Raw genomic sequence first — 13,339 nt, 5'->3', positions numbered from 1 at the left:
TCAATCACATCATTATTCGAACTACCATTTTGTTATATGGTTATAACCATTTTGGTTTGTCTTATTTTTATATTCATTTTTATTTAAGTTATAACGAACGGATCTAAGACGTTAAATAAATCCTGTTTATACTCCGGTCAATTGACAATATTAAAAACTGAAAGTAATTAAAAAGTAATCACCATAGGGAATATCAAATGTTCAAACAAAAAATAATAAATCTATCTTTAGTGGCAACCGCAATCATTGTATTGGCAGGATGTGGTGATAATAAAGAAAAAGACAGCTCAGATAAAAAGCAAATTACGATTGGCTTCGGTGTCGGGAATTATATTGACCAGGCCGATAAAGGTATTGTGCCTATTTTAGAGAAAAAAGGTTACCAAGTGACGTTACGTCAGTTTTCACAGAATAGGCAAATTAACCCTGCATTTGAAGAAGGGGCAATTGACGCATCAGTAAACCAAAGTCGCGCTTATATGGAAGCGTATAACCAAAAAAATAACATTAATATGGTCGCATTAGCAGATTCGCCAAGCGCACCGCAGAGTTTACGTTCTAATAAACACAAAACGCTGGATGATGTACAAGATGGCATGATTGTGGCGTTGTCAAATGACCCTATAAATGCGGAACGTGGTGCTCGAATTTTAGAGCAACTGGGTTGGATTAAAATCAAGCCGAATGTCAGTACGCTCAGTTTTAGCGTAAATGACATTGAACCGGCAAAATATAAACTCGATATCCGTGAAACAGATGCTGCGCAAGGTTTACGTCTATTGGATGATGTGGATTTTGTGGTGGTGAATGGTAACTATGTGGCGAGTGCAGGGCAGCGTATTGCCGATGGTTTAGTTGTTGAGGATTCACCACTTGAGCATCGTGTTGTGGTTTCTGTTCTACAAAAAGATCTCGATACCCAATGGGCTAAAGATTTAAAAGAGGCTTTTGAATCAAAAGAGTATGCTGATTATATTCGCTCTCAGCGCCTTTATGATGGTTTTATTGAACCAGCTGCGTGGGCAAATTATTCTAAATAATATTCGAATTCTCGTTGCCAACTCGGTGAAAGAATTGGCAACAGGTTGCTTAGAAAGATAGACAAACGCTACAGAGTTGGTTATTACCTATTCAGAACAAATAAAAACAGCAAAATAAAACTGTCTTGATAAAGACCAAAACCAGATAGGGAAAAATGATGGCTAACGAGGTTTTAAATGCACTAAAGGTATTAAAATCCAAAAAATGGGTAGATTTAACGCACAGCTTTGATAAAGACTCTCCTCATTTCTTTATGTTTGACTCTGCAGAATTTAAAACATTATTTGGCTACTCTGACGGCTTTTTTGCTCAGCAATTTACCTTTTCTGGGCAATACGGTACGCATATTGACGCTCCTTGCCATTTTGTTGAAGGAAAACGCTTTTTGCATGAATTGGAACTGCAAGAGTTAGTCTTACCGCTGATTGTTATCGACCAATCTGAGCGAGTGAAACAAGACCCTAATTTTGCTTTTTCTCGTGACGATGTTTTAGCTTTTGAGCGTGAGCATGGGCGAATAGAGCCGGATAGTTTTGTGGCGCTACGCACAGATTGGCATAAGCGTTGGCCTTCTCAGGAAGCCATGGATAATAAAGACGCTGAAGGTAATAACCAAATTCCGGGATGGGGTATGGATGCGCTCAAATTTTTATTTGAAGAGCGTGGCATTAAAGCCATTGGGCATGAAACGTTCGATACTGATGCAGCGAAAGATTTTCGCCAAAATAATGCGCTATTAGGGGAGTATTACGTATTAGCACAAGACACTTACCAAATAGAATTGATGGCGAATTTGGATCAATTACCGACTCGTGGTGCCGTGATTTTTAATATCGTGGCTAAACCTAATAATGCGAGTGGGTTTCCTGTTCGCTCATTTGCTATTCTTCCCTGAAAATCTTAAACGCCTTTCTCAGCAAAATAGACTGAGAAAGGCATCAGCTTTATAACACGAACAAAATCCATGCGGTGGCTAATAGCATACAGAGCGCTGCAACAATTCCCCCCGATTTCGCAAATTCTGAGAATGAAATTTTCACACCATAAGCTGCGGCTTGTTCTACTACAATAATTCCCGCTAAACTGCCAAACACAAATAAGTTACTGGAAAAACCAGAGCCAAGCACTAATGCGGCACCTAATGCATCGGCGTTACCGTCAGGCGTTAAAAAAGGAACCAGCAGCATGACGGAGGGGTTATTGCCGACAATAGTGCTGAGGACGCCGGTGACTAAAAACAGAATGAAAGGGTTATTGAGCTCAACACCATGAGCGCGTAAATCATTCAGCATTTGCTGCGGTAATCCTGTTCCAGCAAATGCCGCATTGACGACAAATAATCCCATGATTAGTAGTAATAAATTTCCATCCACTAACTTAAGCATATCGCTAGAAGCAATGGATCGGTTTAGTAATAGGAAACCCGCCGCCGTTAATGCGATTAACTCTTTTGGTATATCACTCACCACAAAAGCCACAATCACCGCGAGTGTGATAACACCGGCTTTAGCGGTTTCCCAAGTATCTAGTGGCGTTGGAGGGGAGACCGTTTTTGGTGTATTACTCGGTTCTTTAGCTAAATACCAGCGGTTGCGATATAACCACACCAATACCAGCCATGTGAGTGGTAAAGATAATAATGCAGGTATTGCCGATGATTGTAGTAAACCCACAAAGGAAATATCTAGCCCCTGTGCCGCAATCATATTTTGTGGACTACCAATCAGTGAGCCTGTTGCACCGTTATTGGCGGCAAAACAGAATCCAAGCAGAAACGGAATGGGGTTAAGCCCGCGAGATAGTGTGATAGAGACCAGTAACGGCGTCATCGCGACGACAACCACATCGTTGGTTAAAAGTGCTGAAAGTAATCCACCAACGGCGATCAGTACTGCAAGTAGCGTAGGAGCACTAACTTTGAGCATCGCTACGCGATCTGCTGTCCAGCTATAAAAGCCCGAAACCACAAACGAAGCCGATACCACCATCAAACCAAATAGCATGCCGATAGTACGGTAATCAATAGCATTCCAGGCATGAGGTGGTGTAATGCTGTCGATGGCCATCATGGCTAATGCACCGATGACGGCCGCGCCCGTTCTATCAACTTTAAAACCGGGCAGTTTGCCAAATGCCATGGCGATATAGACCAGTACAAAAATAATAATGGTAAGAGTCATATTATTCACATTTTTTCTGAAAGATTAGGGGGATTTTACGGTGAATAAAATCGCAGGCAAGATAAAAAACGTTTAGTTTTTAATTAAGTAAATGGTGTCTAGCTAAGATATTCGTAATACGATGTTATTCGAGCAATAAGCGATAGTTAATTTGTTGGCTGGATGTTTTCTGCATAATAAAAAATACTGATAAATAAAATGAGGTTGTTATGAAAATTACAGTTACACATGAGATTACCCCTGAAGATAAAGAGGCGTTATTTACTGGGTTAAGAAGCTATAATCGATCTTTTTTACAAAATAGCTATTTCGGACAACTTGGTGTGTATAGCAAAGATGAAAATGGGGTCATGAAGGGAGGGCTTCTCGCATCCATCAAGGGTCGATGGTTATGTATTGATTATCTGTGGGTGGATGAGTCAATGCGTAAGAATGGATTAGGTAGCCAATTAATGCACGTTGCAGAAGAAGAGAGTAAAAAACTCGGCTGCCACAATGCATTAGTGGATACCTTTAGTTTCCAAGCTTTACCATTTTATGAAAAACTGGGATATGTGAAACAAATGTCACTCCCTAATTTCCCTGAATTAGGCATGCAGCGGCATTATCTTTCTAAAGAAATATAACAATCTTTATGTCACCAGTTTATCTTTTAGTTCATGTGAGCAGAGGGGTTTGTTGGTAAGGATTGGCTATCTATCCATTGAGATAATATTTGTTTTGCAGTTAATCTCAATGGAGTATTTATCGTATTAGACGAATTTAAATATTGCGTAGAATATTCTAACAGATACCCGTTCTTAAAAATAAACCAGCGATCTGTCATTTGAGTTGTGGCTTCTGGTTGTTGTTTATCATGATAAACAATTAGCTGATAACCATCCTGTTTCGCTTGCTCATCCGGCGTACCTTCTATTTGCATCACTTGGTTTGATGTCATTCCTGACATAGTAACGGAAGGTGATTTCTCCATCGTACAGCCTATCAGAAGAATACCAATCAATAAGGCAAAAAGTGTTCGCATCGTGGTCAGCCCATCAAATAGGAATATGAGAAAAATAATATAGGGGATGAAATAAAAGCGAAATAGGGCGAAGAAAGATTGAGAAAGTTCTTGGGGGGAGAGTTTAAAACAGGAATCTGTCCCCTGCAGGAATCGAACCTGCAACTAGCCCTTAGGAGGGGCTCGTTATATCCATTTAACTAAGGGGACATTGAGATGCTGCGTAATAGCGCTTGGCATTTTACTGTCCACCTTCCATCGAATCAAGCTGTTACACCCAAATTCTCTGCTTTTATCTTTTTTATTCCTTTCTTTGTTGGATTTTTAAGCATCTTACGGTTTAGCCTAAAATAATTTCAGATAAGTCTATCTCTATGTTAATTCACTAATTAATTACATTTACTGATACTACTCTGGCATTTGGGGTCATTAGGATGTATTTCTTATGATAAGTTGATAATTAAATGGGTTATAATTATATCTATATAGCAACTAAACCACTCAAAACGCTTAACAGGTTTTTCTATTTGCTTTTATGATAAAGCGATTAGCAATAACGATAAAAACACCATGGCAAGGTGGAATAAAGGATGGAGAGAATGATGAAGTTTCGCATAAGTAGCGTTCTTCTCGCGGGAGTTTTAATGGTTGGGTGCGCGAGCGTTGACCCAGAAACGCAGCAGCGTTCAGACCCGTTAGAAGGCTTTAACCGAGCAATGTTTAACTTTAACTATAATGTCTTAGACCCATATGTCTTAAGACCTGTAGCCGTTGCTTGGAATGATTACGTGCCGATGCCTGCTCGAAACGGACTCAGTAACTTTCTTGGCAACCTTGAAGAACCAGCCAGCATGTTAAACAGCTTTTTCCGTGGGGAAGTGGAGCAAGGCTTTAAGCACTTTAACCGCTTCTTCTTGAACTCGGTGTTTGGTATCGGTGGCTTAATTGATGTTGCTGGCATGGCAAACCCTCAGTTAGTCAAAGAAGAACCGAAGCGTTTTGGGAATACATTAGGTTACTATGATGTGGGTTATGGCCCATATGTGGTTTTACCGGGTTATGGTAGCGCAACAGTGCGTGAGCAAGGCGGTAACCTAGCAGACGATCTCTACCCAATGTTGAGTTATTTAACGTTCTGGATGTCGGCGGGTAAATGGGCATTGGAAGGGATTGAAACCCGTGCAAGATTACTTGATTCCGATGGATTGCTGAAAAGCTCGTCCGACCCTTACTTAATGTTCCGCGAAGCTTACTTCCAACGTAATGATTTCTTGTCGAAAGGTGGAGTTCTGCAACCAGCAGATAACCCAAATGCGGCGGTCATTGAAGGGGAACTGGATTCGATTGACTAATTGGTGGGGTTTATCACTCTCTATGTTTTTTTGGACATCAGAGAGTGATAAATAAACTGCTAGTCATTGTCCTGTTTTCCTCGTTGGATGACTGTGTCAATCACGGCACTGACGACCAACACGCTAACAAAGCTGATAGTGAATAATGTTCCCATAATGCCCTCCTATGTTTTTCCCATGGTTTTCCTCAGATAATCGCTTAGTGAGCAACTCTACTGCGTCTTCATGTCAAAAAGATGAAGGGCAGCATTGCAGTTAAATATCGATATAAAAAATGGTTGGGTGGATACTTATGACTGGGATCAGTACATGAATAAGCCGCAGGAATGTTTTTAACAATAAAATAACATTGGGCTATAATTAATATATAAATCTGTACAAAAAAAAGTCAAGAAAAAATTTAGCGTGAGGATGATTTTTCTGCGAAGAGCATAAAAAGAAAGTGGAGCAGAGGAAGAGATAGAAAAGGGAGATATCAGGGGAGCGAACTCCCCCGATAAGATCTAACTGATTAGAATGTATAGTTAAAGTTAACGCCGTATAACCATGCAGATCCTTCAGATTTGAAAGCAATTACAGGGGAACTAGGTGTTTCTGCCAGTTTTTCGTTAATATTCACTTTTTTACCGTGCATATAGGCAATACCTAAGTCCACAGAGGCATCTTTGTTAAATGCATAAGTGGTGCCTGCGGTCAGCCAGTAGCGGTCTTGGTCTGGAATTGAGATTGAACGATATTTAGATGGCACAGGGCTTTCATCGTAAGCAATACCCGTACGGAATGTCCAATTATCATCATAGTAGTAGGTAGTACCTAATGCTAAGCGCCACGCATCATCAAAGTTTTCTGGTTTATGGAACAGTTCCTTACCGTTACTCTTCTGGTACGCCGTTAGGTCTTTAAAGGTGCTCCAACCAGTATAAGAAACGCTATAGTGCAGCGCCCACTTAGGATCGACTTTATGGTAACCGGAAAACTCCCAGATATCTGGTAAGTTAAGATCTAAAGTCCCTTTAACGGTAGTACCGCCTAAACCGCCAATTTGCTTAGGCAAGTCATTAGAATATTTACCGTCTTCAAATTTCACTTTTACTTTTGAACGGTAAGTGAAGCTTAAGCGGTTATCTTGGTTGATTTCATATAGTAAGCCAGCATTCCAACCATAGCCCCAATCATCACCTTTCAATGATGCTGCTGTTGTACTTGGGGTAACACCAAACATTGGAGGAACAGCTCCTGCACCGACACCCATATGACGGGTAATTTCAGCATCGGCATAAACAGCATTAGCGCCCACACCAAAACTAAAATTATCATTGATGCGATATGCACCACTTAAATTTAAGTTAACGGTTTTTAAATCTGTTTTTCCACCGATAGGGCCTGCGGCGTAATCTTTATGAAAGTCAGTAGCAAGACCAAAGTTAGTGGTCATTGAAGTACCCACTGCCCACTTATCATTAATTGGGAAGATAAAGTGAGCGTTAGGTACTACGGCATTGGGGGCGATATTATTGGCAGTAAATGCATCGCTAGTACGGCCTTTAATATCAACGGTAGGGTCAATATACACGGCACCAACCGACATGGTTGGTCGATCAAATAACATCATTGCAGCTGGGTTACGGCTGCCTTCACTTGCGTTGTCGCCGACGGCTCCTGCGCCTGAAAATGCACGTCCTAAGGCTGAGGTTGAATATTCATTCAGCAAAAAACCAGCTGCGCTTGCATTGGAAGAAATAACAGCCACTGCGATTGCTAAAGCTGATCGAGCAAATAGGTTTTTCTGGTTCATGACCAAAACCCTCTAGTAGTTTTATTTAAATAAGCGACTTCTATCGCAAGAAGCGCTGAATTGTAGGGTCGCTTGCCTCTACGACAAATCAGACCAGTTCACTGAGTATAGGTCTGACCACTGGGTATGTTGCAAGGTTGTTTTGTTTTTGTGCGATCTTTCTTTTCGAAAATGCGATGCAATTAACAAAATAGCAACATTCAAGTGAGCTTAACGAGTAAGAAATGCTCATATAAGGAACTAGATCAAACTTATGTTGGATTATTAGCAATTAATTTTGATATCACTAGTGTTTGTCACTTTTTCAGCGTTATGATACTTACTTAACAGTTTGTTCATTGGGAGAATAAAATGACTGATGCGATTAAACGTTGTAGCGCGGATGAAACAGCTGCGTGCTGCTGTGTAGATGTTGGTACAGTTTTGGAAAATAAAGATTGCACCGCATCGTATCAGCATGTTTTTGCGACTCAGCAAGAAGCTGAAGCGATGCTGAAAATGCTCACAGAAAAAGCCAAATCTGTTGAGTCAGAACCGTGTGAAATTGCTCACTCAATCAACCCAGTTGCGGGTGGTGTAGAGTTATCGGCTAACTTTACATTTAGCTGTGAAGCAGAAAGTCTGATTTTCCAATTAGGCTTACGTTAATCAAACGTTTGAATTCCTTTTTAAAGCCCATTGACTCTATTATTTCGCGGATGCGTCATCTTTAGAAGTGAATGGGTTTTTTATTGCTAAAAACTTACCTAATTTCCCCTCTTTATTGCCAATTAATTGTAACTTGTGTGTGAGCTCGCATTTTTTATCGACTCTGATTGATAAGTGTGAAGAATATGTTAACAATCGATACAGGTCAGACCTCTCAATTTAATCTCAACAATTCTACTTATTTTTCTTTTAGCAGGAGCGACCATGAATCAACTCTCCCACCATGGCGATAATCAGCATGTCACAAAAGAAAGGATTGCTATCGTTAGTGGATTACGTTTGCCTTTTGCTAAGCAATCTACCGCTTATCTCAATATTCCCGCGGTGGATTTAGGCAAAACCGTCGTTGCAGAACTACTGCATCGTAGTGATATAGATCCATCGATTATTGAGCAATTAGTTTTTGGGCAAGTGGTTCAAATGCCGGAAGCGCCTAATATTGCGAGAGAAATTGTGTTGGGTACAGGCATGAGCGTATCGACGGATGCTTACAGTATTTCTCGCGCCTGTGCGACCAGCTTTCAAGCCATTGTGAATGTCGCACAAAGCATGATGGTGGGGGATATCTCAGTGGGTGTCGCAGGTGGGGCGGATTCATCTTCTGTGCTGCCTATCGGCGTATCGAAAAAGCTCGCCGCTACACTATTGGCATTAAGCAAAGCCAAATCATTTGGGCAAAAATTATCGCTTATCAGTAAATTGCGCCTGAAAGATTTAGCGCCCGTTGCACCGGGTGTCGCAGAATACTCCACTGGGCTACGCATGGGAGACACCGCCGAGCAGATGGCGAAAAGTTACCATATTAGCCGTGAGCAACAAGACGAATTAGCCCATCGCTCTCATTTACTGGCTGCCAAAGCTTGGAAAAGCGGCGTGTTAGAGCAAGAGGTGATGACCGCGTATATGCCACCTTACAAGCAAGCATTCTCGCAGGATAATAATGTGCGTGAAAATTCAGTGCTCGCTTCTTATGCAAAACTCAGACCTGCGTTTGATAGAAAACACGGTAGCGTTACCGCAGCTAACAGCACCCCATTAACTGATGGGGCGGCTGCTGTGTTAATGATGACTGAATCTCGAGCAAAAGCATTGGGTTATACGCCGCTAGGCTATATCAAAAGTTATGCTTTCTCTGCAATTGATGTGTGGGAAGATATGCTACTGGGACCTTCCTATGCCACACCGATTGCATTACAAAGAGCGGGGCTTTCTCTGCAAGATTTAACTTTGATTGATATGCACGAAGCGTTCGCTGCCCAAACACTCTCCAATATTCAAATGTTTGCCAGTCAGAAATTTGCCCAAGAAAAGCTTGGTTTGTCGAAGGCGATTGGGGAAATTGATATGGACAAATTTAATGTGCTAGGCGGTTCTATTGCTTATGGTCATCCTTTTGCCGCGACAGGGGCGAGAATGGTGACACAAACATTGAATGAGCTACGTAGACGCGGTGGTGGGTTTGGGCTAACCACAGCTTGCGCGGCGGGTGGGCTTGGTGTGGCAATGATTTTGGAGGCGGAATAATGACGCAACATTCAGCAGTCATCGCGGAACCTGCATTTACATTAAAAATAGTAAATGGCAATGTTGGGGTGATTTACATTGATGTTCCTAATGAAAAAGTGAACACCCTAAAGGCGGAGTTTGCACAGCAATTTCATGCCATTTTACAGCAAGCACAATCGACATCAGGCCTGAAAGGCTTGGTGATCACCTCGGGTAAAAAAGACAGTTTTATCGCAGGTGCGGATATTAGCATGATCGCTAATTGCACCAGTAAAGAGCAGGCGAGCGAGCTATCTAAGCAGGGGCACACTCTGTTCGATAAAATTGAAAATTACCCACTACCGATTATTGCGGCTATCCACGGCGTGTGCCTTGGTGGTGGTTTGGAGTTAGCGCTCGCTTGTCATGCGCGCATTTGTTCTGATGACGATAAAACCAAACTGGGTTTACCTGAAGTACAGTTAGGGTTACTACCAGGATCCGGCGGAACTCAGCGTTTACCGCGTTTAATTGGGATCCCAAATGCCTTAGATATGATGCTGACAGGACGCCAATTAAAAGGCAAACAAGCGTTAAAAATGCGGCTGGTGGATGACGCGGTTCCGGTTTCGATTCTACTGGATACGGCGGTTGAACTGGCACAGAAAGGAGGCGTAAAACGCAAACCTCTCCCTTGGCAACAGCGTTTACTCAGTAGCAACTTATTGCGTAATAAAGTGTTTTCCAGCGCGAAAGAGAAAACATTAAGTAAAACTCAAGGACACTATCCGGCACCAGAAAAGATTATTCAGGTGGTGAAGGCGGGTATGAATAGCGGGTTAAAAACGGGATTCGCCGAAGAAGCCAAAGCGTTTGGTGAACTGGCGATGACGCCAGAATCTGCCGCATTACGTAGCCTATTTTTTGCCTCTACCGCATTGAAAAATGAAACTGGGGCGGACGCTAAACCGCAAACTATCAAACAAGTGGGCGTGCTTGGCGGCGGGTTGATGGGCGGCGGCATCGCTTATGTGAGTGCGGTATTGGGTAAATATCCAGTACGCATTAAAGATATTTCGGACAAAGGTATCGCTCAAGCTCTGCGTTATAGCTGGGATTTGCTTTCCCAGCGAGTGAGTAAAAGGCGCTTACAGCCTCGGGAGCGGGATGCAATTATGGCTCGGATCTCGGGGACATTGACCTATCAAGGACTAGAGTCAGCGGATATTGTGGTGGAAGCCGTGTTTGAAGATCTGGCACTGAAACGTAAAATGGTGCAAGAAACCGCAAAAATGTCCGATGGCAAAGCGATTTTTGCTTCAAATACCTCTTCATTACCCATCCGTCGTATTGCGGAAGGTAGCCCACATCCAGAGAAAGTGATTGGGCTGCACTATTTTAGCCCCGTAGATAAAATGCCGTTGGTGGAAGTGATCCCGCACCAGCAAACGGATGCCACCACCATCGCAACCACTATTGCCTTTGCTAAGCGCCAAGGTAAAACCGCCATCGTTGTTGGCGATGATGCGGGTTTCTATGTGAACCGCATTTTAGCACCATATTTGTGTGAAGCGGCGCAGTGCCTTGTGGAAGGTGAGGCGATTGACCATATTGATAAGGCATTAGTGAAGTTTGGTTTCCCTGTTGGACCTTTCCATCTACTTGATGAAGTAGGTATTGATGTCGGAACCAAAATTTTACCTATTCTCGTTGAGCGTTTCGGTAACCGTTTTAAAGCCCCCGATGCTCTCGAAAAAGTGATCAATGATGACCGTAAAGGGAAGAAAAACGGCCGTGGTTTTTATGTTTACGGGCAATCAAAAAGTATGCTGGCCTTCTGGAAAAAATCAAAAAAACGTCAAGTTGACCAGGGTATTTATTCACTGATAAACATTCACCCCTCAACGTCAATGAGCCAAACGGATATCGCTCAACGCTGTGTCATGTTAATGCTCAATGAAGCTGCACGCTGTTTAGATGAGAAGATTATCCGTAGCGCACGAGATGGGGATATTGGTGCAGTATTTGGTATTGGTTTCCCGCCATTCTTTGGGGGGCCTTTCCGCTATATAGATAGCCTTGGTATCAATAAAACCGTAGAAACTTTGCAACACTTAGCGGAAAAACATGGCGATAAGTTTGCGCCGTGCGACTTATTGATTGAAATGGCACAGTCTAACCGCACGTTTTATCCGGTGAATGATCATGAAAAAAATGCATCTTCGACGGAAGAGAATAGCGACATTTATTAAGCGATAATCGCTGTTTGATCAACCTGATGCTGCAGTTAAACGCTGCGGTTATCAGGTTTTTTTATGGTCGAATAACGAAAAATGTCAGTAAAAAACAATGTAAATCATTTTATTTGCAACGGGTTTGTTGCAGAATCTCTCCTCACTCCAACTGATGGTTATCTTTAACAATAATTATCTTAACAAAAAGACCCGAGTTCTCCTGTGGGACAGCGGCACAGATGGTGGATTATGCAAGTTTATATTATGCGTCACGGTGATGCGGCGATTCAGGCAGCGAGTGATTCAGCAAGACCATTAACCCAAAAGGGAAAAGATGATTCGGTACTGATGGCGAAATGGTTACAAGCCCGTCAACCTCAGATTGATACGGTATTAGTGAGCCCCTATTTACGCGCAGAGCAGACATTGCAAGTGATGCGTGATGCGTTATCGCTGCCAGCACAAGTGCAAATCATGGAAGGGTTAACCCCCGGAGGAAATGCGGATTGGGTTGCCTCTCAAATTCGAGATTATGCATTTAGTGGTGCCAAAGCAGTTTTGGTGGTTTCGCACCTGCCACTGGTTGGCTATTTGGTCTCGGAATTATGTCCCCACGAAGCACCGCCAATGTTTACAACATCGACGATCGCATGTGTTGAAGTGGATACTGAGCAGATGAAATGTCACTTAGAATGGATGCTCAGCCCATCACAGATTTCGTTGACCCAATCTTAAGTTTGAGCATCCTAGGTGATGAAAATGAAGTGAGTGCTTAACGGCGAGCACTCTCAGCCGTTTCAATTAATAACAGCAGCGACGCGTTGCCACCCCATTCTTTAGGGGCTTGATGAAAAGCAACAATATCAGGATGTTGAGCAAGCCACAGTGGGGTTTGCTGCTTCAAAATATGCTTACCGTGCCCATGCATGATACAGGCACAATGGACATTCTCCCGCTTACAGGCGGCAATTAACGCGCCAATTTCTTGTTTAGCTTCCATTTGGGTCAACCCATGAAGATCCAGAAATAACTCCGGCACATAGTCTCCACGACGTAATTTTTTCAACTCATACGGATTGGCATCCGGTCTTAAATAACGAGTAGGGCCTTCATTATCTAACTGCGGTTGAAATTCATCAGAAAAATAAAAAGAAGCATCCACTTGTTCTTGCTGAACTTTTTTACTGGATGGTTGAGTGACTTTCGCGCGAATAGGGGCATGCACTATTTGGTCTTGGTGAATTTTCTTAGCACCTTGAATAGCGTCTTTAAAGAGATTGATGTCGCCGTCTTCTAAGGCGAATTTATTTTTAGTCATTGTTTATAAATCAATTGTTAATAAATGATGCTTTCTTGGATGGGCGAAACAGACCCGTAGTGTAACCCATTTTTCCCATGAACGGTTATCATAGAATATTTTTAGCGCCACGTAACAAATTTATAACTTTTACGTGAGTAGACATTGACAACAGACCGATAAGTAGTCTAATTGTATATACATATATATACGTTTATATCTGTACTTTTCATATGTGAAGCCG

The 13,339-nt window shown here is 42.3% G+C and carries 12 protein-coding genes and 1 tRNA gene; 8 read left to right on the top strand and 5 right to left on the bottom strand.

Annotated features, from left to right (window positions below; translation table 11 throughout):
- Positions 1–197 precede the first annotated feature (197 nt).
- Positions 198–1,040, top strand: coding sequence for a MetQ/NlpA family ABC transporter substrate-binding protein (locus LDO73_RS11610; protein WP_224058020.1), 843 nt, complete (start codon positions 198–200; stop codon positions 1,038–1,040).
- 158 nt (positions 1,041–1,198) lie between these two features.
- Positions 1,199–1,936: a cyclase family protein gene (locus LDO73_RS11605; protein ID WP_224058019.1), complete on the top strand. Its 738-nt coding sequence runs from the start codon at positions 1,199–1,201 to the stop codon at positions 1,934–1,936.
- Between the two features lie 49 nt (positions 1,937–1,985).
- Here LDO73_RS11605 and LDO73_RS11600 read toward each other — a convergent pair whose 3' ends face one another.
- The gene (locus LDO73_RS11600; RefSeq protein ID WP_224058018.1) at positions 1,986–3,221 is read right to left on the bottom strand and encodes an SLC13 family permease; all 1,236 of its coding nucleotides are present in this window, start codon (positions 3,219–3,221) and stop codon (positions 1,986–1,988) included.
- Between the two features lie 209 nt (positions 3,222–3,430).
- Between LDO73_RS11600 and LDO73_RS11595 the strand changes: the two genes are divergently transcribed.
- A complete protein-coding gene (locus LDO73_RS11595) occupies positions 3,431–3,847 on the top strand; it encodes a GNAT family N-acetyltransferase (protein ID WP_224058017.1) in 417 nt (138 codons plus the stop codon).
- A gap of 26 nt (positions 3,848–3,873) precedes the next feature.
- Here the strand turns inward: LDO73_RS11595 and LDO73_RS11590 are convergent, their stop codons facing one another.
- Positions 3,874–4,245 carry a hypothetical protein gene (locus LDO73_RS11590; RefSeq protein WP_224058016.1) on the bottom strand — a complete coding sequence of 124 codons (372 nt, stop codon included), beginning with the start codon at positions 4,243–4,245 and terminating at the stop codon, positions 3,874–3,876.
- A gap of 117 nt (positions 4,246–4,362) precedes the next feature.
- Positions 4,363–4,434: transfer RNA gene (locus LDO73_RS11585), tRNA-Arg, on the bottom strand.
- Between the two features lie 392 nt (positions 4,435–4,826).
- Here LDO73_RS11585 and mlaA point away from each other — a divergent pair.
- Entirely contained in the window at positions 4,827–5,576 is a 750-nt protein-coding gene (mlaA, locus tag LDO73_RS11580) for a phospholipid-binding lipoprotein MlaA (RefSeq protein ID WP_224061178.1), read from the top strand.
- 511 nt (positions 5,577–6,087) lie between these two features.
- Here the strand turns inward: mlaA and fadL are convergent.
- Positions 6,088–7,371 (bottom strand): long-chain fatty acid transporter FadL, encoded by a 1,284-nt coding sequence (fadL, locus tag LDO73_RS11575; RefSeq protein ID WP_224058015.1) that lies wholly within the window; start codon positions 7,369–7,371, stop codon positions 6,088–6,090.
- A gap of 351 nt (positions 7,372–7,722) precedes the next feature.
- Here fadL and LDO73_RS11570 point away from each other — a divergent pair, with 351 nt between their 5' ends.
- From LDO73_RS11570 to sixA, 4 genes are all read left to right on the top strand, one after another.
- The gene (locus tag LDO73_RS11570) at positions 7,723–8,019 is read left to right on the top strand and encodes a YfcZ/YiiS family protein (protein WP_224058014.1); all 297 of its coding nucleotides are present in this window, start codon (positions 7,723–7,725) and stop codon (positions 8,017–8,019) included.
- Positions 8,020–8,283: 264 nt separating this feature from the next.
- Complete coding sequence (gene fadI, locus LDO73_RS11565) at positions 8,284–9,603, top strand: acetyl-CoA C-acyltransferase FadI (RefSeq protein ID WP_224058013.1); 1,320 nt, start codon at positions 8,284–8,286, stop codon at positions 9,601–9,603.
- Entirely contained in the window at positions 9,603–11,816 is a 2,214-nt protein-coding gene (fadJ, locus tag LDO73_RS11560; protein WP_224058012.1) for a fatty acid oxidation complex subunit alpha FadJ, read from the top strand. The genes fadI and fadJ overlap by 1 nt, the downstream gene beginning before the upstream one ends.
- Positions 11,817–12,047: 231 nt before the next feature.
- A complete protein-coding gene (gene sixA / locus LDO73_RS11555) occupies positions 12,048–12,533 on the top strand; it encodes a phosphohistidine phosphatase SixA (protein WP_224058011.1) in 486 nt (161 codons plus the stop codon).
- A gap of 37 nt (positions 12,534–12,570) precedes the next feature.
- Here sixA and smrB read toward each other — a convergent pair whose 3' ends face one another.
- Positions 12,571–13,116 (bottom strand): endonuclease SmrB, encoded by a 546-nt coding sequence (smrB, locus tag LDO73_RS11550; protein WP_224058010.1) that lies wholly within the window; start codon positions 13,114–13,116, stop codon positions 12,571–12,573.
- Positions 13,117–13,339 lie beyond the last annotated feature (223 nt).

This window comes from Providencia alcalifaciens (genome assembly GCF_915403165.1).
GTDB classification, from domain to species: domain Bacteria; phylum Pseudomonadota; class Gammaproteobacteria; order Enterobacterales; family Enterobacteriaceae; genus Providencia; species Providencia alcalifaciens_C.
The sequence above is the reverse complement of the archived record's forward strand: the minus strand, read 5'-3'. Positions and strand labels throughout refer to the sequence as shown.

Coding starts and splice junctions, on each gene's coding strand:
- fadI (WP_224058013.1), top strand. CDS start 8,284: ATGAATCAACTCTCCCACCATGGCGATAATCAGCATGTCACAAAAGAA.
- smrB (WP_224058010.1), bottom strand. CDS start 13,116: ATGACTAAAAATAAATTCGCCTTAGAAGACGGCGACATCAATCTCTTT.
- LDO73_RS11610 (WP_224058020.1), top strand. CDS start 198: ATGTTCAAACAAAAAATAATAAATCTATCTTTAGTGGCAACCGCAATC.
- LDO73_RS11590 (WP_224058016.1), bottom strand. CDS start 4,245: ATGCGAACACTTTTTGCCTTATTGATTGGTATTCTTCTGATAGGCTGT.
- LDO73_RS11595 (WP_224058017.1), top strand. CDS start 3,431: ATGAAAATTACAGTTACACATGAGATTACCCCTGAAGATAAAGAGGCG.
- LDO73_RS11605 (WP_224058019.1), top strand. CDS start 1,199: ATGGCTAACGAGGTTTTAAATGCACTAAAGGTATTAAAATCCAAAAAA.
- fadJ (WP_224058012.1), top strand. CDS start 9,603: ATGACGCAACATTCAGCAGTCATCGCGGAACCTGCATTTACATTAAAA.
- fadL (WP_224058015.1), bottom strand. CDS start 7,371: ATGAACCAGAAAAACCTATTTGCTCGATCAGCTTTAGCAATCGCAGTG.
- LDO73_RS11600 (WP_224058018.1), bottom strand. CDS start 3,221: ATGACTCTTACCATTATTATTTTTGTACTGGTCTATATCGCCATGGCA.
- mlaA (WP_224061178.1), top strand. CDS start 4,827: ATGAAGTTTCGCATAAGTAGCGTTCTTCTCGCGGGAGTTTTAATGGTT.
- LDO73_RS11570 (WP_224058014.1), top strand. CDS start 7,723: ATGACTGATGCGATTAAACGTTGTAGCGCGGATGAAACAGCTGCGTGC.
- sixA (WP_224058011.1), top strand. CDS start 12,048: ATGCAAGTTTATATTATGCGTCACGGTGATGCGGCGATTCAGGCAGCG.